This is a genomic window from Streptomyces pallidus (ex Mingjun et al. 2026), assembly GCF_051550185.1.
Classification (GTDB): Bacteria; Actinomycetota; Actinomycetes; order Streptomycetales; family Streptomycetaceae; genus Streptomyces.
The window spans coordinates 901315-923294 of the sequence record NZ_CP196181.1; the positions used below are offsets into that span (position 1 = coordinate 901315).

The window sequence follows — 21980 nt, forward strand, 5'->3', positions numbered from 1 at the left end:
GTTCCGTGCGGCCTAAAAGTAACCAGCCGGGAAAATCAAGAACTTCGCATTCCGTATTGCGCATGGCCACCCACCCGGGCCGGAACCACCGCCGGCGCGGTGCCGAAAGCCGACCGGGGCCGCTCGTGCGGCGCGCCCGGTCGGCGGGGCATGGGTGAGGTTCACATGTTTGGGGCGGTAAGTGTGGTGACGGGCCACATGTGCGGCTGACCTGGGCGTTTCTATGGTGTGGCGACACGGAAACGTCCCCAGCCCCGTCCGGAAGTGGTACTCATGGCCGCCTCTGCCACACCGTCCCCAGCGCCCGGCAGCATCAAGCGCATCGTCGCCGCCAGCCTCATAGGCACCACCGTCGAGTGGTACGACTTCTTTCTCTACGGCAGCGCCGCCGCCCTGGTGTTCAACAAACTGTTCTTCCCCGCCGCAGATCCTCTGACCGGCACGCTGATCGCGTTCATCACCTATGCGATCGGGTTCGTGGCCCGGCCGCTCGGCGGGGTGGTCTTCGGCCACTTCGGCGACAAGGTGGGGCGCAAGCGCCTGCTGGTCGTCAGTCTGCTCATGATGGGCGGGGCCACGTTCGCCATGGGGCTGCTGCCCACGTACGCGAGCATCGGGGCGGCCGCCCCCGTGCTGCTGACCGTGCTGCGCCTGGTGCAGGGCTTCGCGCTGGGCGGTGAGTGGGGCGGCGCGGTGCTGATCGTGTCCGAGCACGGCGGGGACCGGAACCGCGGGTTCTGGGCCTCCTGGCCCCAGGCGGGTGCGCCGGGCGGGAACCTGCTGGCCACCGGTGTCCTCGCGGTGCTGGCGGCCGTGCAGTCGGACGCGGCGTTCCTCGCCTGGGGCTGGCGCGTCCCCTTCCTGCTGTCCGGTGTCCTCGTGATCGTCGGCCTGTGGATCCGGCTCAGCGTCTCCGAGTCCCCGGTCTTCCTCGCCGCGCAGGCGCGGGCCCGGGCCGAAGCCGCCCGCGGGGCCCGGGAGAAGGCCCCGGTGGTGGAGGTGCTGCGGCGCAGCCCGCGGCAGGTGCTGACCGCCATCGGCACCCGCTTCGGCGAGAACATCTCCTACTACGTGCTCACCTCCTTCCTCCTCGTGTACGTCACCACCCACCTCGGCCTGCCCAAGAGCACCGCCCTCAACGCAGTCCTGATCGGCTCGGCCGTCCACTTCGCCGCCATCCCGGCGTGGGGCGCCCTCTCGGACCGGATCGGCCGGCGACCGGTCACCCTGATCGGCTCGGCCGGCATGGCCCTGTGGGCCTTCGGGTTCTTCGTGCTCGTCGACTCGGGGTCGTTCGCCGTCATCACCGCGGCCGTCACCGTCGGGCTGCTGCTGCACGGGGCCATGTACGGGCCGCAGGCCGCCTTCATCTCCGAGATGTTCGACACCGAGGTCCGCTACTCCGGTGCCTCACTGGGCTCCCAGCTCGCCTCGATCGTCGCCGGTGCGCTCGCTCCGATCATCGCCGTGGAGCTCCTCAAGGACCACGGCTCCTCGGTGCCCGTCTCCCTCTACCTGTGCGCTGCCGCGCTGGTGACCACCCTGACCGTCGCCCTCGCCCGGGAGACCCGCGGCCGCGACCTGGCCGCGGGGAGCGGCGCCGCCGCCGGCCCTGCGTCCGCGGCCGCGTCCCCGCACGGGGCTGCGGCCGCGGCCGGACCCGACCCCGCCTGAGCCGGGCCGGACCCGCACGGGAGAATGCCGCCATGACCTCCGCGAAGGACCCCGGCACCGCACCCGGCGGGGCGGCGGCCGCCCTCCGGGAACTGCTCGGCCTGCTCCACGAGGGCGCCCCGGTCGAGCGGTTCACCCGGCCCGCGGAGCGGGCCCGGGCGGCCGGGGCGGGCCCCGCCGAGCAGGCCCTGGTGGCGGAGGCCACGCAGGTGGCGCTGGAAGTCCGGCACACCCTCGACCAGCGCCGGCGGCGCGAGGCGGAGCTGACGGCTCTGTTCGACACCGCCGGCGACCTCGCCGCGCTGCGCGACCCGGACGCGGTGCTGCGGGCCATCGTCCACCGGGCCCGCATGCTGCTCGGCACGGACGTGGCGTACCTGACCCTGAACGACCCGGTCGCCGGGGACACGTTCATGCGGGTCACCGACGGTTCGGTGTCCGCCGCCTTCCAGCAGCTGAGGCTCGGCATGGGCGAGGGCCTCGGCGGGCTGGTCGCCCAGACGGCCCGCCCGTACGCCTCCGCCGACTACCGGACCGACGACCGGTTCCGGCACACGCCCGCCATCGACCACGGGGTGCAGGAGGAGGGGCTGCGCGGGATCCTCGGCGTACCGCTGCGGGTCGGGACCCGGGTCATCGGCGTGCTGTACGCGGCCGACCGGGCGGTGCGCGCCTTCGCCCCCGACGCGGTGGCGTTGCTGTCCTCACTGGCCGACCACGCCGCCGTCGCCATCGACAGCGCCCGGCTGCTGGAGGAGACCCGGGCCGCGCTCGTCGACCTGGAGGCCGCGACCCGGACGGCCCGGGCGCAGAGCGAGGAGATGCGGCGTGCGGCCGAGACCCACGACCGCCTGACCCGGCTCGTGCTGCGGGGCGGCGAGGTCGGCGACGTCGCCCGGGAGGTGGCCGCCCTGCTCGGCGGAGGCGGCCTGGTGGTGTACGACGCCGACGGGGCGGAGCTCGCGCGGGTCGGCGCCGAGCCGGTGGGCCTGCCGGACGGCGACCTGGCCGGGGCGCTGACCGCGTCCCGGTCCGGCGGCCGTGCCGTCGTGGTCGGCGGGGTGTGGGTGTGCGCCGTGCTGGCCGGGCCGGAGCTGTTGGGCGGGCTGGCCCTCGGCGGGCGCCCCGGACTCTGCGACAGCGAGCGGCGGCTGTTCGAGCGGGCCGGACTGGTGACGGCCCTGCTGCTCCTGCTGCGCCGGTCCGTCGCCCAGGCGGAGGACCGGGTCCGCGGTGAGCTGCTCGCGGATCTGCTCGCCGCGCCGCTGGCCGGGCGGGTCCACGACTCCGGCAGCCGGCTCCTGCGGGCCCGCCGGCTCGGGGTGGACCTCGGCCGGCCGCACGCCCTGGTGGTGCTCGACTGCGACGCCGCCCTGCGCTCCCGGCTGGCCGCCGAGGCGGGGCGGCACGCCCGCGCCCGCGACGGCCTGGCCGGCCCGCATCAGGGGCGGGTCGTCCTGCTCGCCCCGGCCGACGGCCCGGGCGCCCTCGCCCGTGCCCTGGCCGCCGACCTCGGCCGGGCGCTGGGTGCGCCGGTCACCGCCGGCGCAGCGGGTCCGGCGGCCGGGCCGGAGGCGCTGCCGGGTGCGTACGCGGAGGCGGTGCGCTGCCTGGAGGCGATGCACGCGCTGGGCCGCACCGGGGAAGGCGCCGGCCTCCCGGACCTCGGGTTCCTCGGGGTGCTGCTGGGCGGTGGGGCGGACGTGGGCGCGTACGTGGACCGGGTGCTCGGGCCGGTGCTGGAGTACGACGCGCGGCGCGGCACGGAACTGGTCCGGACCCTGGAGGCGTACTTCGCGGAGGGGGCCAGCCTGGCCCGCACGAAGGACGCCCTCCACGTGCACGTCAACACGGTGGTCCAACGCCTGGACCGCATCGGGCAGGTCCTGGGCGAGGACTGGAACACCCCGGCCGGCGCGCTGGAGGTCCAACTCGCCCTGCGGATCCTGCGCGCGGGCCCCGCCGCCTTCCCCCGCCCGGGGGAGGTCGGGCGGGACGGCGACCGCGGAGGTGGTGGCGGGCCCGGGTGAGGGGGTGGGGGCGGGGGCGGGGGCGGGGCGAGGCACGATGGGGCCGGTCACAGGGTGCGGCATCGGCGCGGCGGGCCGGCGCCGTCAGTCCCCCCGCGGGGTGTGGCGGTCGGCCCACGGGCCGAAGGCGAAGTCGGCGCCCCGGCGGTGGACTTCGAACGCGCCCGGGCCGGCGAGGTGCGCGGGGATCAGCAGCTCGCGGCGGTCGGCGGCCCGTTCGAGGACGCGGCGGCGGGTCGCGGCCGCAGCCCGCGGGTCCATGCAGAAGCAGCTGTTGCACGCGGGCCGGAGGATCTGGACCGGGCTGTGGAGCAGGTCGCCGACGAAGACGGCCCGTTCGCCGCGGGATTCCAGGCGCAGCACGGCCGAGCCGGGGGTGTGGCCGGGGGCGGCCTCCAGGGTGAGGTGCTCGTCGATGCGGTGGGCGCCCTCCCACAGGACGGCCTGTCCGGCCCGGTGGACGGGGGCGATGCTGTCCTCGTGGATCAACCGCTCGTCCTCCCGGAGGCCCTGGCCGTACCCGTTCCCGGGACCGAAGTGGTGGTCGTCGGCGGCCGGGACGAGGTAGCGGGCGTTGGGGAAGGCCGGGACCCATTCGCCGTCCGCGTCGACGGTGTTCCCGCCGACGTGGTCGGCGTGCAGGTGGGTGTTGACGACGGTGTCGACGTCCTCGGGCCGGACGCCGGCGCGGGCGAGGTCGCCGAGGAGGTCGGCCTGCCGGTGGTGGAAGTGCGGGGTGCCGGGCCGCTCGCGCCCGCTGCCCACGCCCGTGTCGACCAGGACCGTCCGTCCGCCGCTGCGCACCACCCAGGTCTGCAGGGCGAGGACGGCGAGGTCGCGGTCGGGGTCCCAGTGGTCCGGTGCCAGGGAGGCCTCGTCTTCCTTCCACACCTGCGGTCCGGCGTCCGGGACGAGCTCGCGGGCGGGAGCGAACGCGCCCTGCCACTCCACGACCCGGATGATCTCGACGTCGCCCAGCACGATGGTCCGCGTGTTGCTGTCGTTGCTCATGGCGTCCACCGTAGGAAGGGGAGTTGAGCCGCTCAATGCGCGATCGGCGCGCAGGGATACGCCGTTGTCTCAGACGTGCGGCAGGCGGCCAACGGCCGGCGGACAGGGCGGGCAGTACGCTTGTGCGGTGGACGTGGTGAGCGATGCGATCTCGGCAGTGCGGATCGGGCGGCCCTCCTCGCAACGGGTCCGGGTGCGCGGGCGGTGGTGCACGCGGTTCGCCCCGTACGACGGGGCGGGCTTCCACGTGGTGTTGGAGGGCGGTTGCTGGCTGCTGCCCGAGGCGGGTCCGCCCGTCTCGCTGGCCGCGGGGGACGCGGTGCTGCTGCCGCACGGTACGGGCCATGTGATGGCCGACTCCCCCGCCGACGCCGAGAGGGTGGCGCGGGCGGTGCCGTTCGAACAGGAGCCGGAGGGGGTGTGGGCCGGGACGCTGCTGGTGCCCCCGGCCGGCCTGCGCGGTACGGACGGCCCCGCCGACGGACCGGACGGAGGCGGGACCGGCGGCGTCGGACCGGACGGCCGCGGGTGGGATCAGGTCGGCGGCGGGCCGGTCGTGGAGTTGCTGTGCGGCAAGTACCGGCTCGACCGGAGCCGCGCGCACCCGCTCATGCTGGAGCTTCCCGCGGTGGTCCACCTCCCGAACCGCGTGGGCGGCGCTCCCGAACTGCGGGCCGCCATCGACCTGCTGGGCGGCGAGCTGGACGGGGCGCGGCCGGGCTCGGCGATGGCGGTGCCCAGCCTGCTCGACCTGCTGCTCGTGTACATGGTCCGGGCGTGGATGGCGGAAGGCCCCCGCGGAGCCTGGCCGGCCGCCCTCGGCGATCCCGTCGCGGCCGCCGCCCTGCGCGCCCTGCACGCGGACCCGGCCGCGCCGTGGACGGGTGAACGCCTCGCCGCCCACGCGGGGGTGTCCCGGGCCACGCTGGCACGCCGGTTCACGGCACTGGTGGGCCGGCCCCCGATGGCCTACCTCGCCTGGTGGCGGCTGACGTACGCGGCCGCCCTGCTCCGCGACACCGCGGACCCCCTCGCCGCCGTCGCCCACCGGGTCGGGTACGGCACCGCGTACGCCTTCTCGCACGCGTTCAGCAGGGAGTTCGGGACCACGCCCGGCCGGTACCGGGCGGCGGCCCGGGCAGTACAGGAGCCGTGAGCGGCCGGGGTCACGCCCGGGCGGGGCCCCGGGCGTGGCCCACGAGCCGCTCACGGCTCGCGGTCGTACCGGGCCGGACGGCCGTCCGGCGGGCTCAGCGGCCTCAGCGGGCCGGGCACTCCTTCCAGGAGAAGTGGTAGACGGTGCCGATGCCGCCGTCCGTGGAGTCGACGGTCATGTAGCTGACCTTGCTGGTGTCGGAGGTGCCGACCTCCGCGCGCAGCTCGGTGTTGATGTTGAGGTTGCGCTTCTCCCCGCACGGGGCGAAGACGAGGGCCGAGATGCTGGCGGTGTCGGTCACCTGCCAGTTGTCCTCGAGCGTGCCGTGGAACTGGTGGGTCCGGTAGGCGGTCTGGCTCATGCCCTGGAAGTAGTAGCTGGCCTTCTGCGTGCCGATCGCGCCCTCGGCGAGGCTGCCGAAGCCGCGGTAGTCGACCTTCGCCACCGCATAGGTGTAGCCCTGGGGGACGTTGACGACGAGGGAGAGGAGGCAGTTCTTGCGGCCCGCGGTGACGGAGCTGCCGCCGCCGGCCTGGGCCAGGTAGTCGCTGTAGGTGACGGTGAACGCCGAGTTGTCGGGGGCGACGGCGACGCTCGCGGTGCCGGGTCGGCACCCCGAGCCGTTGACGCTGGCGACGTCGACGCCCACCTGGCCCGGAGGAGCCACCGGGGCGGCGCCGGGGGCGGCGCCGGCCGCGGGCGACAGGGCAACCAGACATCCGGTCGCGGCGACGACGGTCAGTGCGGTGCGAAGTGGCTTGATCACAGTGGCCATGGATAACCACTGCCGGACGACCGTCCATCCCAGTGGGCACGGGCGCTCACCCTCTCGGACTCCCCGATTCACCGAAGAAACGTTTCATCAGCGGCTTCCGGCGGCTGAACGGCCCTGCGCGGCACACCGTCCCCCACAGCACGGGGAGCCGAACCGCAACAAATGACCGTTTTCTTCTATTCTGGGCGCTTTCGGGAGTGGGAGGAGAGCAGCTCATGGCGGATCGGTGTGGGTTCGTACGGCGGTCGGCCGCCCTCTGCGCCGGTACGGTCGTGGCCGCGCTCGCCTCAGTCACCCCGGCGACCTCACTCGCCCCAACAGCCGCCCCAACCCCAGCAGCCTCACTCACCCCGGCGGCCACCCAAACGCCCGCCGCCCAAGCGCCCGTCTCACGGCCCTCGTCCGGAGCACGGATCCGGACCGCCCCCGTACCGGCGGTCCCGGACCCCGGCGAGGCCGCCGTCCTCGGCGAGGCGCACGCCCGGGCCCACGCCGAGCGGCGCCGCGCCACGGCCGGCGCCGAGGACTACCCGCAGGCCAAGCGCAGCTCCGGGCTGGCGGCGTTGACCCTCTCGCAGCGCAGGACCAACGACGCACTGCCGGCGGCCCGGTTCGGCCGGTTCACGGAGTTCTTCCCCTCCCCCGACTTCGGCGTGCACACGGCCCTGCTGCCCACCGGCAAGGTGCTGCTGTTCTCCTTCGAGCGGGTGGAGGTCAACCCCACCAAGGAGACGGGCCCCACCGACCGCATCGGCCGGACCAACGCGGGCCGCGCCTTCCTGTGGGACCCCGCCCTCGGCACCGGGGCCCGGGCGTTCCGGAAGGTGGAGCCGCCGACGGTCCTCATGCCCGACGGCCTGAACGCCCCGCGCCCGGCGCCGTTCTTCTGCGCCGGGCACGCCTACCTGCCCAACGGCATGGTCGGGGTGTTCGGCGGCAACACCGGCGGCAAGGGCGGCAGCGGCGCCAGGCTGTCGTTCGTGTTCGACCCGTGGACCGAGACCTGGTTCCGCAACCAGGACATGTCCGTCGGCCGCTGGTACCCGTCGGTGGTGACCGGTGCGGACGGCCGGCAGATCATCATGTCCGGCCAGTCCGAGCGGGGTACGGGCACACCGACTCCGGTGGTGGAGCGGTTCCCCGCACTGCGGCATCCCGTGCCCTGGCGCCCGTACGACATCCCCGTCGGGCTGGCGTCGGAGCGGCTGCGGGTGGACGCGCCGTTCCGCAACGACTACCCGCACCTGTTCTCCCTGCGCGACGGGATGGTCTACGGCCTGGGCCGGGACGCCGACCAGCAGTGGCTGTTCGACCCGGTCGAGGAGACCCGGTCCGACCTGCCCCGGCGCCCGGCCGACTTCCGCGGCTACGGCTCGGCGGTGCCGCTGCCCGCCGGGCTGCGCGGCCCCGACTCGGTCCTGGTCCTCGGCGGGGACCCGCGTGACCCGAACACCTACCGGCTGTCCGGCGGCCGGTGGACCACCGAGGAGCCGCGGGCCTTCGGCCGCACGCAGGACGACACGCTGATCCTGCCGGACGGCACGCTGCTCACGGTCAACGGATCCCTGGACACCCGGGACTACGGGCACGGGCCGTTCAACCCTAAGGCCGACCTCAAGTACCGGCGGATCGAGCTGCGCGACGCGCACGGCCGGTGGCGGCTCGGTCCGGCGCAGCGGCTGCCGCGCGGCTACCACTCCAACGCCCTGGTCCTGCCGGACGGCCGGGTGCTGGTCACCGGGGACGAGCTCCAGCAGATCGCGAACGACCCGGACATCGGCGACGAGATGGACGGCAGCATCGAGCTGTACGAGCCGCCGTACCTGCACCAGGGCGGCAACCGGCCCGCCCTCGACCGGGTGCCCGCGGGCGAGCTCGGCTACGGGAAGGACTTCGAGGTGGCCAGCTCCACCGCGGCCGCGGTCACCCGGGCGGTGCTGTTGGCGCCGACCACGGTCACGCACGCGGTGAACACCAGTCAGCGGCACCTCGAACTCGCCGTGACGGCCCGCCCCGTCGCCGGCCGCGCCGCAGGGACCGGCGGCACCCTCGGTCTGCGGACGCCACCGAGCGCGGCCGACGCCCCGCCCGGCTACTACCTGCTGTTCCTGCTCGACGGCAAGGGCGTGCCGAGCACCGGGAAATGGGTGAAGCTCGGCGCCCGATGACGGCGCGCCGCACCGTCGGCCGGTAGCGCGACCACACGGCCGCGGCCGTCGGCCGCGGTCCGGCGGCGGGCGACCAGGCCGTCCCGTTCGAGCCGGTCGATCCGCTTGGTCATCGCGCCCGTCGTGACCATGGTGTGCACGGCCAGCTCACCGGGTGCCCGCTCGAAGGGCTCGCCCGCGCGCCGGAGCGCCGCCAGGACGTCGAACTCGCCCTCGCACAACCCGTAGCGGCGGTAGACCAGGTCCAGCCGGTCGGTCAGGGGCAGACCGAGGCGGTGCAGCCGGCCGATCACCCCCTGCGGCGACACGTCCACGTCGGGCGCCGCCGACCACCCCCTGTACGGGGCGGCCCTGCGGTCCCTGCCCGCAGGGCTGCTCCTCCTCGCCGCCACCCGGAAGCTGCCGAGCGGCTCCTGGTGGTGGACGTCGCTGCTGCTGGGCGCCCTCAACACCGGCGGCTTCTTCGCCCTGGTGCACGTCGCCGCCCGGCACCTGCCGACCAGTGCAGCGGCGACCGTGATGGCCGCGGCGGCGCAGGGGGCGCCGCCCGCGGTCGACGGTCCGGCCCTGCTCGGGTTCGGCTACGTGATCGCCGTTGCGACGGCGCCGGCCTTCGCCGCCTGGTTCGCGGGACTGCGGCACCTGCCGGCCGCGACAGCGGGGTTGACAGGGCCCCTGAACCCGGTGACGGGCGTGCTGCTCGGTACCGCGCTGGCCGGCGAGGGCTCACCGCGCAGCAACTCTGCGGGGTCGTAGTGACCCTGACGGGTGTGTTCCTAGGGCGGAACAGAGGATTCCTCACAGCTCGTGACAACGAGAGTTCAGCCCGTAGTAATTTGATGAATACCTGACTGAATTATCGTCAACAAGCCGGATCGCCTTATCTCGATTTGATAACGAGATTACATGAAAGGACTGGACCTTTACCGTCCTACGCGCGTAACTTCCGCCGAAAACAAGCGAGTTGACTGTTCATCAAATCTCATCATCAGGTAACAGTCCGATATCTCGATCGCCATTCCCGTTTGTCCGAATTCTCCACGTCGCCCATCTGGCAGGCTCCCTCGCACCCACTCCTCCGACCAAGGATTTGAGGTGCGCATGACGGGTCACCGTCGAAGGAAGCCCGAACACCGGCGCAAACCGCGCCGCTTGATACTCGTCACCGCCGCCATGGCCTCGGCGGCGGTGATCGCGGGGGGCATTGCCTACTCCGGCCTCGGCGACGACGCCCAGGCCGAGACGACCGCGCAGGCGGCCGCGGAGACGCTCACGCCGGCCGCCGCACCGGCCCGTGACGCGGAGCCGGACCCCCTGAAGGAGCAGCCCGCCAACGACGCGGACCGCGGCATGGTCTACGACGGCCTCAAGGCCGCGCAGAAGGGCGACCGCTGCGTCGGCGTCTACCGCACGGAGACCGGGCTGTGCAGCCACGGTCCGGACGCCCCGCCCAAGGACGTCGACATCAAGAAGGACGTCGCCCCGGCCGTGAAGTCGCAGGCCGTGGCCTCCGATCCGGCCAAGCCGGAGACCCCGGCCGAGGAGAGCAGCGGGCGTCCTCAGGACGCGCCCGCCGCCGACGCCAAGGCCGCCAAGGACGCCCCCAAGGACGCGCCGGCCCCCGCCGCGACGGCCGGCAGCGGCAGCGGCAAGACCGCGGCCGCCGGTCCCGCCGGTCAGACCGTCCAGTGCGACGGTGACGGCAACAGCGGCAACCGCGTCCAGGTGGTCTACGTCCACGGCCCCGACCGCGACCGGTACTCGGAGTACTTCGCGTCGTTCCGCAAGTGGGCGGCCGACGCCGACCTCATCTACTCGAACAGCGCCCAGGAGACCGGCGGCGTCCGTCACATCCGCTACGTGACGGCAGCCGACTGCACTCCGACGGTGCTGAACATCGAGCTGTCGGCCTCCGCGATGGCCGACTTCAACTCCACCAACAACGCGCTCGCGTCCAAGGGCCTCGACCGCCGCGACCGCAAGTACATGATCTTCGCGGACAGCCAGGTCTACTGCGGCATCGGCACCTTCGCCGGTGACGAGCGCCCGGGCCAGAACAACCAGAGCAACTTCGGCCCCTCTTACGGCCGTACGGACTCCGGTTGCTGGGGCGGACACACCGCGGCGCACGAGCTGGGCCACAACCTCGGCGCGGTGAACAACAGCGCCCCCAACACCAGCCGCGGCGCCCACTGCACGGACGAGTGGGACGTGATGTGCTACTCGGACACGCCGTACTACCCGCAGATGCGCAACGTCTGCACCAACCAGGCGGCCGAGAACATCCTCGACTGCAACCACGACGACTACTTCCACACCAGCCCCAAGCCGGGCAGCTACCTGGCCACCCACTGGAACATCGCGGACAACCAGTTCCTGATGAAGTCCAAGGGCGGCAACGGCACGGACCCGGGCCCGAACCCGAGCCCCCAGCCGACGCAGAAGCCCAGCCCGACGCCGACGAAGAAGCCCACCGGCGGTCCGACGGTGACGGCCGGCCAGATCCAGTCGACCTCGGTCGTCGTCAGCTGGCCCAAGGTGGACGGCGCCGCCTGGTACCAGGTCCTGCTGAACGGCAAGCACCTGACGTGGGTCCAGTCGCAGTCCGTGCGCATCTACAACCTCCAGGCCGGTACGGAGTACAAGGTCGCCGTCTCGGTGCGCGACAGCGCCGGCCGTGACAGCGGCGCGGGCAAGACCACCGTCTTCCGCACCACGGGCGGCGGTGGCGGCAACACCGCCCCCAACACCCGCTACACGCTCCAGAACGGCAGCACCGGCATGGCCGCCGAGCTGTGGGGCGGCCGCAGCGCCGACGGCACGATCCTCGTCGGGGCGCAGGCCAACGGCTACACCCACCAGCAGTGGACGTTCGAGGACGCGGGCAACGGCCTGGTCCGCATCAAGTCCGCCGTCTCCGGCAAGTGCCTGCAGACGGGCGGGGCCCCGGCCCAGGGCATGTGGATCGCGCAGCAGCCCTGCGGCAACGGCTCCACGCAGCAGTGGAAGCTGGGCTCCCGCAACGGTACGACGACCATCACGGACCCGAGCGGCGGTTACGCCCTGACCGTGTCGAACCGTCCGTACTACGGCGAGTGGCTGCTCGACCTCCAGCGCGCGGACGGCCGCGCGAACCAGGTCTGGACGGTCCAGAAGGCCGGCTGACCCGAGCCGCCGACCACCGGCGGACGGCCGCCCCCCACGCGGTCGTCCGCCGGCCCCTCACGTTCACCGCCCCACCGCACCGGCCGCGCGCCCCCACGGCGCGGCCGGCGCCGCGCGCTCCGCACCGCGGCGACTGCGGGACTGCTCGCATCCCACCGCACCAGGGAGCACCACAACGATGCGCACACGACACGCTTTCCCGGTCCGCACCGGACTCGGAGCCCTGCTCCTGTTCCTCGCCCCCGCCCTGGGCCTCGCCGTGCCGACGCCGGCCCACGCCCACGGTGACACCCTCAAGGTCGTGATCACCGGCCAGCGGGAAGGGCACGTCACCACCGAGGTCACCTGGGAGAACGACGGGGACGCCGTCGACGAGAACGTTGCCGCCACCGTCAACGCGACCAGCGTGGACGGAACCCGTACGCAGGGGCCCTGGCGACTCGTGCGGGGCCAGGGCGTCGGCTGGAGCACGGCCGAGGTCCTGCCGCCCGGGACCTGGAAGGTGACCGTCGACGTCGGGTTCCCCTCGCTCGGACACGCCGAACGCGAGGTCGACGTACCGGTCGTGGACCCCGCCCCGCCCACGGGCTCCGCGGCGCCGACCGCTCCGGTCCCGGTGGACCCGTCCGCCTCGGCCGCGGCGCCCTCCGCCGTGCCGTCGGTCGCGGCTCCCGCGCAGTCCCCGCCGCCCGCCGCCGCTCCGGCCTCGCCGCCGGCGTCCGCCGCCGACGCCGAGAAGGCCGGCAGCAGCAGCGCCGTCTGGTGGACCACGGCGGGCGTGGCCGTGATCGCCCTCGCGGGCGCGGCCGTCGGCGTGCTGGTGCGCCGGGCGCGGGCTCGCCGGCGTTGAACGAACGGGTGCCCGGCCGGATACCGTCGGCGACCTGACAACCAAGCGGGACCGCGTCGACGCTCCGCCGGGCCATGCCGTTCGCTCGGGGCATGGACACCCCCACCGCCGTACGCTCCACCGCCCGGGTGTTCCGCCCCTTCCACACCTTCGAGGGCGAGGGCTTCCCGGTCCGCCGCCCCTTCCCGCAGCCCGAACTGCCCCTGGTCGACCCGTTCCCCGTGGTCGACCAGGTCGGCCCGCACGTGCTCGGCCCGGGTGAGGCCAGGGGCACGCCGCCGCACCCCCGCCGAGGCTTCGAGACCGTCCAGTACGTCATCGACGGCGCGGTGGAGGACATCGACTCCGACGGGCACAGGCGGGTCGTGTACCCCGGCGGGGTCCAGTGGCTGACCGCCGGCTCGGGCCTGGTCCACCTCGCCCGCCCGACCCCCGAACTGCTGGCCGAGGGCGGACCGCAGCACCCCCGTCTGGCCCTCCTCGCCCGGGACGGGGACCGGTTCGCCGTCTCGGCGCCCGGCGGCCCGGCCGAGGTGCTGGTGCTGGCCGGCGAACCGATCGGCGAGCCGGTGGCCCGCACCGGCCCGTTCGTCATGAACGACGCCGCCGGGATCCGCCGGGCGCAGCTGGACTACCAGCGCGGCCTGATGGGCCGCATCGACGTCTGAGAACACCCGAGCACCCGAACACCCCGACACCCGAACGCCGCGGTCCGGGGACACGGCGTCCGCGTGTGCGGTGCCGTCCCCCGGACTGCGGGGCCGGGGCGGGGTCAGACCTGCTCGGCGAGCTTCGCGGGGGCGGCCGCCTCCGCGGGGGCGGGGGCGGACCGGTCGGCCGCGCCGGCGGCGGTGCCGGCGGGGCCGGGGCGACCTCGCAGTCCCACCCGGGCGATGACCGCGACCAGGGCGAAGGCCGCGGCGCCGATCCAGAAGGTGGTGGTGAAGCCGGACTCGGCGGGCAGGGCGGGGACGCCGGCGGGCAGGTGCTCGACGGTCTTCGAGGCCAGGATCGTCGTCACGACGGCGCTGCCGATGGCGCTGCCCGTGGAGCGGGAGATCGAGTTGATGCCGTTGGCGATGCCGCTCTGGTGGTGCGGGACGCTCGCCATGATCACGGCCGGCATCGCGGCGTAGCCGAAGCTGACGGCCGCACCGACGACGACGCCTGCGCCGATCACGGAGGCGGTGTGGCCGTGGTCGAGCGCGAGCCAGCCGAAGCCGAGGGCGCCCAGGGCGGCGGCCAGGGCCAGCGCGGCGCGCGGGCCGCGGTGGCGGACCAGCTGCCCGCCGACGGGCGAGGCGAGCAGCGAGACGATCGCGCCGGGCAGCAGGAACTGCACGGAGGCGCGCAGGATGGACGCGCCGAAGCCGTAGCCGGTGAGGGCCTCGGGCATCTGCACGAGGTAGGAGACTCCGAGGAAGTTCGCGAACATGCCGAAGCCGACGAGGACGCCGGCCAGGTTGGCCATGAGCACGGGGCGGTGGACGAACATCCGCATGTCGACGAGGGGTTCGGCGACCTTGAGCTCGGTGAGCACCCACAGGGCGGCCATGACGGCGGCGCCGGCGAAGCTGCCGAGGGTGCGGCCGGAGGTCCAGCCCCAGTCGTGGCCCTGCGAGATGGGCAGCAGGAGCAGCAGGAGGGTCAGGCCGAGGGTGAGCGCACCGAGGACGTCGGTGCGGCCGCCGGTCTTGTGGCGGGTCGCGGGGACCAGGAAGACGACGGCGAGGAGGGCGAGCGCGGCGAAGCCGGTGGCCATCCAGAAGGCGTTGCGGTAGTCGGCGTCGTCGCCGGAGGTGAGCAGGCCGGTGGCGACGAGCGCGAGGCCGCTGCCGAACGCGAGGGTGCCGCTGACCAGGGCCATCGCACCGGGCAGCTTCTGCGGCCGGACCTCTTCCCGCAGCACCGACAGGGCCAGCGGGAAGATCGCGGTGGCGGCGCCCTGCAGGACGCGGCCCAGGATCAGCAGGGGGAGCGAGGTCGCGACGGCGGCGATGACGGAGCCCGCCACCATGACGCCGAGGACGGCCACCAGCGTGGTCTTCTTGCCGTGCTGGTCGCCGAAGCGGCCGAGCAGGGGGGTGAAGACGGCGGCGGAGAGCAGCGTGGCGGTGGTCACCCAGCTCACGCCGGCGGTCGAGGCGCCGAGGTCGGTGCGGATGAGGCCCAGGATCGGGACCGGCAGGGTCTGCATCATCGAGACGACCATGGCGGCCAGGCTCAGGGCGAAGACGATGACCGTCTCGTTGCGGGTCCTGCCGTCGGCGGGAGTGGGGGCGGCGGTGCTCATGTTCCGGGGAAACCTTCTCGCTGCTTCAGAACGCAGATGTTTGATGTCATCAAGTAACTCCACAGACGGTAGGGGTCAATGATTAAGGTGGTCAAGTAAATAGTTGATAATGTCAATGATCTTGAGTACGCTCGAAGCATGAGCACCACCGCCCCCGAGACCCCCACCAAGCTCCAGCTGCTGGAGCTGCTCGCCGCTATCGGCACGGCCCAGTGGCGCGACTTCGCCACCGCGGCGGCCCATTACGGGCTCACCTCCACGCAGGCGAAGGTCCTCGCCCAGCTCGACGGCCCGCTGCCGATGCGCGGGCTGGCCACGCTGCTGGTGTGCGACGCATCGAACGTCACCGGGATCGTGGACCGTCTGGAGGCCCGTGACCTGGTACGGCGCGAGCCCGACCCCGCCGACCGCCGGGTCAAGAACGTGGTGGCGACGGATGCCGGCCGTGACATCATCCGGCGGGTCCGGGAGGAGATGCAGGCCACTCACGGGGCGCTCGACACCCTCGGCGAGGACGAGCGGGCCACGCTGTACGCCCTGCTGGGGCGCCTGCGCCCGGGCCTGGAGAAGAACGCGTAGGACGGAACGCGCCGTACGAGCGCGCCGTACGAACGCGTGGAACGCGCGCCCGCGGGGGGGGCGCGTCAGGCGGGCTGGCGGCCCGGAAGGCGGACCACGGCGGTGTGTCCGGGGCTGCGCAGCAGCCCGGCGAACGGCCCGTCGGCCGGGACCCCGCCGATGAGGGCGGCGTCGTGGCGCCCGAGGGCGAGGCTCCCGCCGTCGGCTTCACCGGTGGCACCGGGGACCTCGATGCGGGCCCCGCCCTCCAGGGGGACGACCAGCAGGATGTCGTCCGGCGCGGCCGTGAGCGCGAGCGAGCCGCGGACGACGGCGGTCTCGGCCGGGGTGGCGCCCCGGCGGTACATGACGTTGAAGTTCACGACGGGCCCGGCCAGCAGCCGGCAGTCGGTCGGGGCGTCGCCGGGGAAGTCCTGCGGGGCGAACCGCTCGCCGACCACGCGGCGGGCGCCGGCCACGGTGAGGTCCATGCCCGCCCCTTCGGCGAGGGTGAGCGTGCGGTCCACGCCGGGGAAGGCCGAGAACGGCCCGTCCGCGGCCACCTCGGCGAGGCTCACCCGCCAGACGAAGTCGTCCACGCCGGCCCCCTCGGGCCAGGCCGCGATCTCCCGGGTCACGCCGCCGCCGTTCTTCCACGCGGCCGCCGGCCGGACGCCGGCGCGCAGGACCCTGACCCGGCTCCCGCCGGGCACGGCTGCGCCACCCCGTACGACGTGCATGGCGGCCTCCTGCGACTGCGCTGTTTCCCGTTGCCGGACAGGAACCTAGCAAGGCCGCCGGCCGGACGCGGACGGGGCCCGGCGGGCAGGAGGTCCCGGGTACCGGCGGGTGTGCAGCGGGGCCCGCCGCTTCCGGCGGGCCCCTGCCGCGGGATCAGGCCCCGCTGGCCTTCAGCATGTCCTCGCGCTCGACGATCTTCACGCGCTCGCGGCCCTGCGGCTCGCCCAGCGCCTTCTCGGCGGCGTCCAGCCGGTACCAGCCCTCCCACGTCGTGTAGCGGACGTTCCGCTCGGCGAGGAAGGCCTCGACGGCCTCCGGGGCGGGCTCGGCGGGGGTGTGCAGGCGGCCGGCCGCGTGGTCCTCCAGGAGGTTCGCGACCGTCTCGTTCGCGTCGCCCTTGGTGTGGCCGATGAGCCCGATCGGCCCGCGCCGGATCCAGCCGGTCACGTACGTGGACTGCAGGTGCTCGCCCGCCTCCATCACGCGGCCGCCCTCGTCCGGGACGGTGCCGGTCGCGACGTCCCACGGCAGCTTGGGCAGCTCGTCCGAGAGGTAGCCGACGGCCCGGTAGACGGCCTGCACGTCCCAGTCGGTGAACTGGCCGGTTCCCTTGACGTTGCCGGTGCCGTCGAGCTCGGTGCGCTCGGTGCGCAGGCCCACGACGCTGCCGTCCTCGCCGAGGATCTCCTCGGGCGACTCGAAGAAGTGCAGGAACAGCTTGTGCGGGCGGTCGCCGATGTCGCGGATCGCCCAGTTCTCGAGGGTCTTGGCGACCATGTCCGCCTGCTTGTTGGAGCGGCGGGTGGCGATCGAGCCCTCGTCGTAGTCGATGTCCTCGGGGTTGACGATGACCTCGATGCTGGGCGAGTGGTCGAGCTCGCGCAGCTCCATCGGGCTGAACTTCGCCTGGGCGGGGCCGCGGCGGCCGAAGACGTGGATCTCCAGGGCCTTGTTGGCCTTCAGGCCGTCGTAGACGTTCGCCGGGATCTCGGTCGGCAGCAGCTCGTCGGCGGTCTTGGCGAGGATGCGGGCGACGTCGAGGGCGACGTTGCCGACGCCGAGGACGGCGACCTTCTCGGCCTTCAGCGGCCAGGTGCGCGGGACGTCGGGGTGGCCGTCGTACCAGGAGACGAAGTCGGCGGCGCCGTAGGAACCGTCGAGCTCGACCCCGGGGATCGGGAGCGCGCGGTCCGCCGTGGCACCGGTGGAGAAGACCACGGCGTCGTAGAAGGAGCGCAGCTCGTCGAGGGTGATGTCGCCCGGGTAGTCGACGTTGCCGAAGAGCCGGACCTGCGGCTTGTCGAGCACCTGGTGGAGGGCGGTGATGATGCCCTTGATCCGCGGGTGGTCGGGGGCGACGCCGTACCGGATCAGGCCGAAGGGGGCGGGCATCCGCTCGAAGAGGTCGATGGACACCCCCGGGGCGGCGGCTGCCTCGGACTTCAGCAGCGCGTCGGCGGCGTAGATTCCGGCCGGGCCGGCTCCGACGATGGCTACCCGCAGAGGGCGAGGCATGAGTTGTTCCCTTCGACCGAAAAACTGGATCAAAGGGCACCTTAAACTAAGGGCACCCTAACCCGGCACCCGCCCCCCGTTTATAGCCTCATAACCCTAACTTATGACCCTTCAAAGCTGCGCTTTGAGTCTCGGGGCCGATCTGCGGCCGGGACATCACGGGGGAAACTGGGAGGAAACCGACCGGATCAGGAGGTGGTCGATGGACCCCGTAGCGGCACTGCAGCGGATCGCCTTCCTGCTGGAGCGCGGCCAGGCGCCGACCTACCGGGTACGGGCCTTCCGCACGGCGGCGGACACCCTGACGCGGATGGGCGAGGACGAGGTCGCGCAGCGGACCGCCGCCGGAACGCTGGAGACGGTCAAGGGCATCGGACCGAAGACCGCCCAGGTGGTGCGCGAGGCGCTGGGCGGGGCCGTCCCCGGCTACCTGCAGAAACTGGAGGACGAAGTCGCGGCGCACCCCGAGGGCCCGCCCGCCACACCCGCCGCGCGAGCGCTGCGCCGGGCCCTGCGCGGGGACTGCCACCTGCACTCCGAGTGGTCCGACGGCGGCAGCACCATCGAGGCGATGGGCCGGACCGCGGCCGACCTGGGCCACGAGTGGGCCGTGCTCACCGACCACTCCCCGAGCCTGACGGTGGCACGGGGGCTGTCGCCGGACCGGCTGCGCGAGCAGCTGGACGTGGTGGCGGAGCTGAACGAGACCTGGGCGCCCTTCCGGCTGCTGACCGGCATCGAGTGCGACATCCTGCCCGACGGCACCCTCGACCAGGAACCGGAACTACTGGACCGGCTGGACCTCGTCGTCGCCTCCGTCCACTCGAAGCTCCGGATGGACGCGCCTGCCATGACCCGGCGGCTGCTCACCGCCGTGCGCAACCCCCTGATGGACGTGCTGGGCCACTGCACGGGACGGCTGGTGACCGGCCGGACCCGCCCCGAGTCGCAGTTCGACGCCGAGGCGGTGTTCGCGGCGTGCGCCGAATCCGGAACCGCCGTGGAGATCAACAGCCGCCCCGAGCGGCTGGACCCGCCACGCCGACTGCTGCGGCTCGCGGTGGAGGCGGGGACGCTCTTCGCGATCGACACGGACGCGCACGCGCCGGGCCAGCTGGACTGGCAGCCGACCGGCTGCGAGCGGGCCGTGGAGTGCGGGGTGCCCACCGAACGGGTCGTGAACACGTGGCGGGAGAAGGACCTGCTGGCCTGGACCCGTACGCGCAGGCCGCCGCGGGGGCGGAGCCGGACCGGTGCGGGTTCCGCGTCGGCACGCTGAGCCGCCGGCTCCCGCCGCCGCCCCGGCCGGCTGACCGCTCGGCCGGGGCGGCTCCGGCGGTGCCGCCGGAGTGACGGGTCCCGTCGGCGGGCCGTCCGTGGCTGCGCGCGCGGTTCCCCGCGCCCCTGGGCGGCATCCCCCGACCGCCACCTCACAGCCGAGCCGGACTCCCGCTCCCCGCACGCCCTCAGGGGCACGGGGAACCGCGCGGGGAACCACCAACGGCCCGCAGCCGGGAGACGGATCCCGGCCCGCCCGGGGGCGGGCGCCGCCGCAGCGGCGTCGGGACGGGGGCACCCGACCGCGCTGCGCCGTGCGCACGGGGCGAACGGAGGACACCCGCCCCGCACGGACCGCGCGCGGCGCTGGTTCGAGATGCGTCCCCGCGGCACTGCTGTTTCGCTGAATGCGCTCTTCCTACCCCCACCCCCGAGGAGTGATCATGAATGCTTCCAGCGGATCCGGCGGCCGTGTCAGGCAGTTGCGCGAGAAGGCGCAGGAGCTGACCCGGGCGGCCGAGCGCTCCACCGACCCGGAGGAGCGGCGCCGGCTCCAGGACAAGGCCCGCCGCCTGCAGGAGCAGAGCGAGCAGGAGAGCAAGATCGACGATCGGGGTATGGATCCGATGTAGGCGTCGATGGCCAGGAGCATCGGCCGGCAGCCGCAGGGCTCCGGCCGATGCCGTGGGCGGACGGCAGCGGGAGCGGTAGGGACGGATCCGGGGACGGTGGATGAAGGCGACACAGGTACTGGCCGACGGGTACGAGCGGATCCGGGAGGTGGTGCACGAGGCGGTCGAGGGGCTGTCGGCGGACGGGCTGAACGCCCGGATCGACCCGCAGGCGAACTCGATCACCTGGCTCGTGTGGCACCTGACCCGGGTGCAGGACGACCACGTGGCCGACGCGTCGGGCCTCGAACAGGTCTGGACGGCCCAGGACTGGGCGGCCCGGTTCGCACTGCCGCTGCCCGCCGCGGACACCGGGTTCGGGCACAGCGCCAAGCAGGTCGGGACGGTCCGCGTCGACTCCGGCGAGCTGCTGCTGGGCTACTTCGACGCCGTGCACGAACAGAGCCTCGGGTTCATCCGCGGCCTCGCCGCGGCCGACCTCGAACGGATCGTCGACGACCGCTGGGACCCTGCGGTCACCCTGGGCGTGCGGCTGGTCAGCGTCCTCGCCGACGACCTGCAGCACGCCGGCCAAGCGGCCTACGTACGGGGCGTGCTCGGCCGGCAGTGAGCCCCGCCGGACGCCACGCCACGCCACCCGCCTCCCCCGCCCCCGGGACGGAAGGCGGTCGACCGAGACCGAACGCACCGCGCCGGCCGTGTGGCCACCCTGCTGTGCACCCTCCTGCTGGCCGTCGCGGCGGGCGCCGCCCCCGCGGCCGGCCCCGGCGGGACGGTGCGGACCGGGACCGCACGGGCCGGCGACCCCGTCGACACCGGGCAAGGGCCGGGGCGCGGGCGCCCCACGACCTGCGGGACGCCCGGGAGGCCGCGGAGCCGGCCCCGTAGGCTTGCCGTCATGGCGAACGACGATGCCGCTGTCCTGGCCTCCGTGGGTCCGCGGCTGCGCACCCTGCGCAAGAAGCGCGGCATCACCCTGACCCGGCTTTCGGAGACCACCGGCATCTCGGTCAGCACGCTGTCCCGCCTGGAGTCCGGCGAGCGCAAGCCCAACCTGGAACTCCTGCTGCCGCTGGCGCGCGCGTACGCCGTGCCGCTCGACGAGCTGGTCGGGGCGCCGCCCGTGGGCGATCCGCGGGTGCGGCTGAAGCCGATCAGGCGGGCGGACACGACGATCGTGCCGCTGACCCAGAACCCGGGCGGGCTCCAGGCCTACAAGATGGTCATCCCGGCCGCCCGCAGCACGCCGGACCCGCGGACGCACGAGGGCTACGAGTGGCTGTACGTGCTGAGCGGCAGGCTGCGGCTGGTCCTCGCCGAACGCGACCTCGTCCTCAGGGCGGGCGAGGCGGCGGAGTTCGACACCCGGCTGCCGCACTGGTTCGGCTCCACCGGCGAGGCACCGGTGGAGATCCTCAGCCTGTTCGGCCCGCAGAGCGAGCGCGTGCACGTACGGGCCAAGCCGCGCCAGGGTCAGGTGTAGCGGGTCCCCTCGGCGGGACCTCGGCTGCGGCGGCCGCTGTGTCTGCGGCATGCTTGCGCTGATGGAATCCGTACGGCCCCTCCAGCCCCTCCTCTTCCTCGATGTCGACGGCCCGCTGATCCCGTTCGGGGCGACGCCCCGGGAACTCCCGCACGGCTACCCGCTGTACGGGCCCGCTGACGACGGGAACCCGCTGCTGGCCCGGCTCGATCCCGCGATCGGCCCGCGGCTGCTGGCCCTCCCCTGCTCCCTGGTGTGGGCCACGACCTGGATGGACGACGCGAACGCGTGGGTCGGGCCGCGGATCGGGCTGCCGCAGCTGCCCGTCGTGCCCCTGCCCGAGCCGGCCGAGGAGGACGGGCCGGGGGCCGGGCGGAGGCGGCCGCACTGGAAGGTGCGCGTCCTCCTCGATCACGCGGCCGGGCGGCCGTTCGCCTGGGTCGACGACGAGATCGCCGCCGCGGACCGGGCCTGGGTGGACGCGCACCACCCGGGCCGGGCCCTGTTGCACCGTGTCGACGCCCGGTTCGGGCTCACGGACGCCGACTTCGCCGCGCTCGACGCCTGGCTGCGCGGGCCAGCCCGGCTCGGCCGGGCCCGCATGCGCTGAGCGCCCGCACGCGCTGAGCGCCCGCACGCGCTGAGCGCCCG

The 21980-nt window shown here is 74.0% G+C and carries 19 protein-coding genes and 1 pseudogene; 14 read left to right on the plus strand and 6 right to left on the minus strand.

The window, feature by feature from the left end; translation table 11 throughout:
* The first annotated feature begins 273 nt into the window (after positions 1–273).
* Positions 274–1674, plus strand: a complete 1401-nt coding sequence (locus ACSHWO_RS03745) for an MFS transporter (protein WP_438310037.1) — start codon at positions 274–276, stop codon at positions 1672–1674.
* Between the two features lie 32 nt (positions 1675–1706).
* Positions 1707–3704 carry a helix-turn-helix domain-containing protein gene (locus ACSHWO_RS03750; RefSeq protein ID WP_438310038.1) on the plus strand — a complete coding sequence of 666 codons (1998 nt, stop codon included), beginning with the start codon at positions 1707–1709 and terminating at the stop codon, positions 3702–3704.
* 84 nt (positions 3705–3788) lie between these two features.
* Here ACSHWO_RS03750 and ACSHWO_RS03755 read toward each other — a convergent pair whose 3' ends face one another.
* A complete protein-coding gene (locus ACSHWO_RS03755; protein WP_438310039.1) occupies positions 3789–4715 on the minus strand; it encodes an MBL fold metallo-hydrolase in 927 nt (308 codons plus the stop codon).
* 127 nt (positions 4716–4842) lie between these two features.
* On the opposite strand from ACSHWO_RS03755, the gene ACSHWO_RS03760 reads away from it, so the two are divergent.
* A complete protein-coding gene (locus tag ACSHWO_RS03760; protein WP_438310040.1) occupies positions 4843–5871 on the plus strand; it encodes an AraC family transcriptional regulator in 1029 nt (342 codons plus the stop codon).
* Positions 5872–5974: 103 nt separating this feature from the next.
* Here ACSHWO_RS03760 and ACSHWO_RS03765 read toward each other — a convergent pair whose 3' ends face one another.
* A complete protein-coding gene (locus ACSHWO_RS03765; RefSeq protein WP_438310041.1) occupies positions 5975–6637 on the minus strand; it encodes a DUF4360 domain-containing protein in 663 nt (220 codons plus the stop codon).
* A 224-nt stretch (positions 6638–6861) separates the two neighbouring features.
* Between ACSHWO_RS03765 and ACSHWO_RS03770 the strand changes: the two genes are divergently transcribed.
* A complete protein-coding gene (locus tag ACSHWO_RS03770) occupies positions 6862–8814 on the plus strand; it encodes a galactose oxidase-like domain-containing protein (RefSeq protein WP_438310042.1) in 1953 nt (650 codons plus the stop codon).
* Here the strand turns inward: ACSHWO_RS03770 and ACSHWO_RS03775 are convergent.
* The gene (locus tag ACSHWO_RS03775) at positions 8742–9128 is read right to left on the minus strand and encodes a MarR family winged helix-turn-helix transcriptional regulator (protein ID WP_438318905.1); all 387 of its coding nucleotides are present in this window, start codon (positions 9126–9128) and stop codon (positions 8742–8744) included. The two genes, ACSHWO_RS03770 and ACSHWO_RS03775, sit on opposite strands and share 73 nt — an antisense overlap.
* Between ACSHWO_RS03775 and ACSHWO_RS03780 the strand changes: the two are divergent.
* From ACSHWO_RS03780 to ACSHWO_RS03795, 4 genes and pseudogenes are all read left to right on the plus strand, one after another.
* Positions 9103–9665: pseudogene (locus ACSHWO_RS03780) on the plus strand (EamA family transporter). The gene ACSHWO_RS03775 and the pseudogene ACSHWO_RS03780 overlap by 26 nt on opposite strands.
* Positions 9666–9966: 301 nt before the next feature.
* Positions 9967–11979, plus strand: a complete 2013-nt coding sequence (locus tag ACSHWO_RS03785; RefSeq protein WP_385804260.1) for an RICIN domain-containing protein — start codon at positions 9967–9969, stop codon at positions 11977–11979.
* Positions 11980–12157: 178 nt separating this feature from the next.
* A complete protein-coding gene (locus ACSHWO_RS03790; protein WP_361085375.1) occupies positions 12158–12829 on the plus strand; it encodes a hypothetical protein in 672 nt (223 codons plus the stop codon).
* Positions 12830–12921: 92 nt separating this feature from the next.
* A complete protein-coding gene (locus tag ACSHWO_RS03795) occupies positions 12922–13497 on the plus strand; it encodes a pirin family protein (RefSeq protein WP_438310043.1) in 576 nt (191 codons plus the stop codon).
* Between the two features lie 104 nt (positions 13498–13601).
* On the opposite strand, the gene ACSHWO_RS03800 is transcribed toward ACSHWO_RS03795, so the two are convergent.
* A complete protein-coding gene (locus ACSHWO_RS03800) occupies positions 13602–15122 on the minus strand; it encodes an MFS transporter (RefSeq protein ID WP_438310044.1) in 1521 nt (506 codons plus the stop codon).
* A 138-nt stretch (positions 15123–15260) separates the two neighbouring features.
* Here ACSHWO_RS03800 and ACSHWO_RS03805 point away from each other — a divergent pair, with 138 nt between their 5' ends.
* On the plus strand, positions 15261–15701 hold the full coding sequence (locus tag ACSHWO_RS03805) for a MarR family winged helix-turn-helix transcriptional regulator (RefSeq protein ID WP_361085384.1): 441 nt from the start codon (positions 15261–15263) through the stop codon (positions 15699–15701).
* Positions 15702–15766: 65 nt separating this feature from the next.
* Here ACSHWO_RS03805 and ACSHWO_RS03810 read toward each other — a convergent pair whose 3' ends face one another.
* Entirely contained in the window at positions 15767–16420 is a 654-nt protein-coding gene (locus ACSHWO_RS03810) for a HutD/Ves family protein (RefSeq protein WP_438310045.1), read from the minus strand.
* Positions 16421–16574: 154 nt separating this feature from the next.
* On the minus strand, positions 16575–17936 hold the full coding sequence (locus ACSHWO_RS03815) for an FAD-dependent oxidoreductase (protein ID WP_438310046.1): 1362 nt from the start codon (positions 17934–17936) through the stop codon (positions 16575–16577).
* Positions 17937–18138: 202 nt separating this feature from the next.
* On the opposite strand from ACSHWO_RS03815, the gene ACSHWO_RS03820 reads away from it, so the two are divergent.
* The 5 genes from ACSHWO_RS03820 (at position 18139) to ACSHWO_RS03840 (ending at position 21939) form a co-directional block, all read left to right on the plus strand.
* Entirely contained in the window at positions 18139–19215 is a 1077-nt protein-coding gene (locus ACSHWO_RS03820) for a PHP domain-containing protein (protein WP_438310047.1), read from the plus strand.
* A 442-nt stretch (positions 19216–19657) separates the two neighbouring features.
* Positions 19658–19846: a DUF6381 family protein gene (locus ACSHWO_RS03825; RefSeq protein ID WP_385804274.1), complete on the plus strand. Its 189-nt coding sequence runs from the start codon at positions 19658–19660 to the stop codon at positions 19844–19846.
* A gap of 100 nt (positions 19847–19946) precedes the next feature.
* Complete coding sequence (locus ACSHWO_RS03830) at positions 19947–20456, plus strand: mycothiol transferase (protein WP_438310048.1); 510 nt, start codon at positions 19947–19949, stop codon at positions 20454–20456.
* A 288-nt stretch (positions 20457–20744) separates the two neighbouring features.
* Entirely contained in the window at positions 20745–21329 is a 585-nt protein-coding gene (locus ACSHWO_RS03835; RefSeq protein WP_385804278.1) for a helix-turn-helix domain-containing protein, read from the plus strand.
* Positions 21330–21390: 61 nt separating this feature from the next.
* Complete coding sequence (locus ACSHWO_RS03840) at positions 21391–21939, plus strand: HAD domain-containing protein (RefSeq protein WP_438310049.1); 549 nt, start codon at positions 21391–21393, stop codon at positions 21937–21939.
* Positions 21940–21980: the final 41 nt, after the last annotated feature.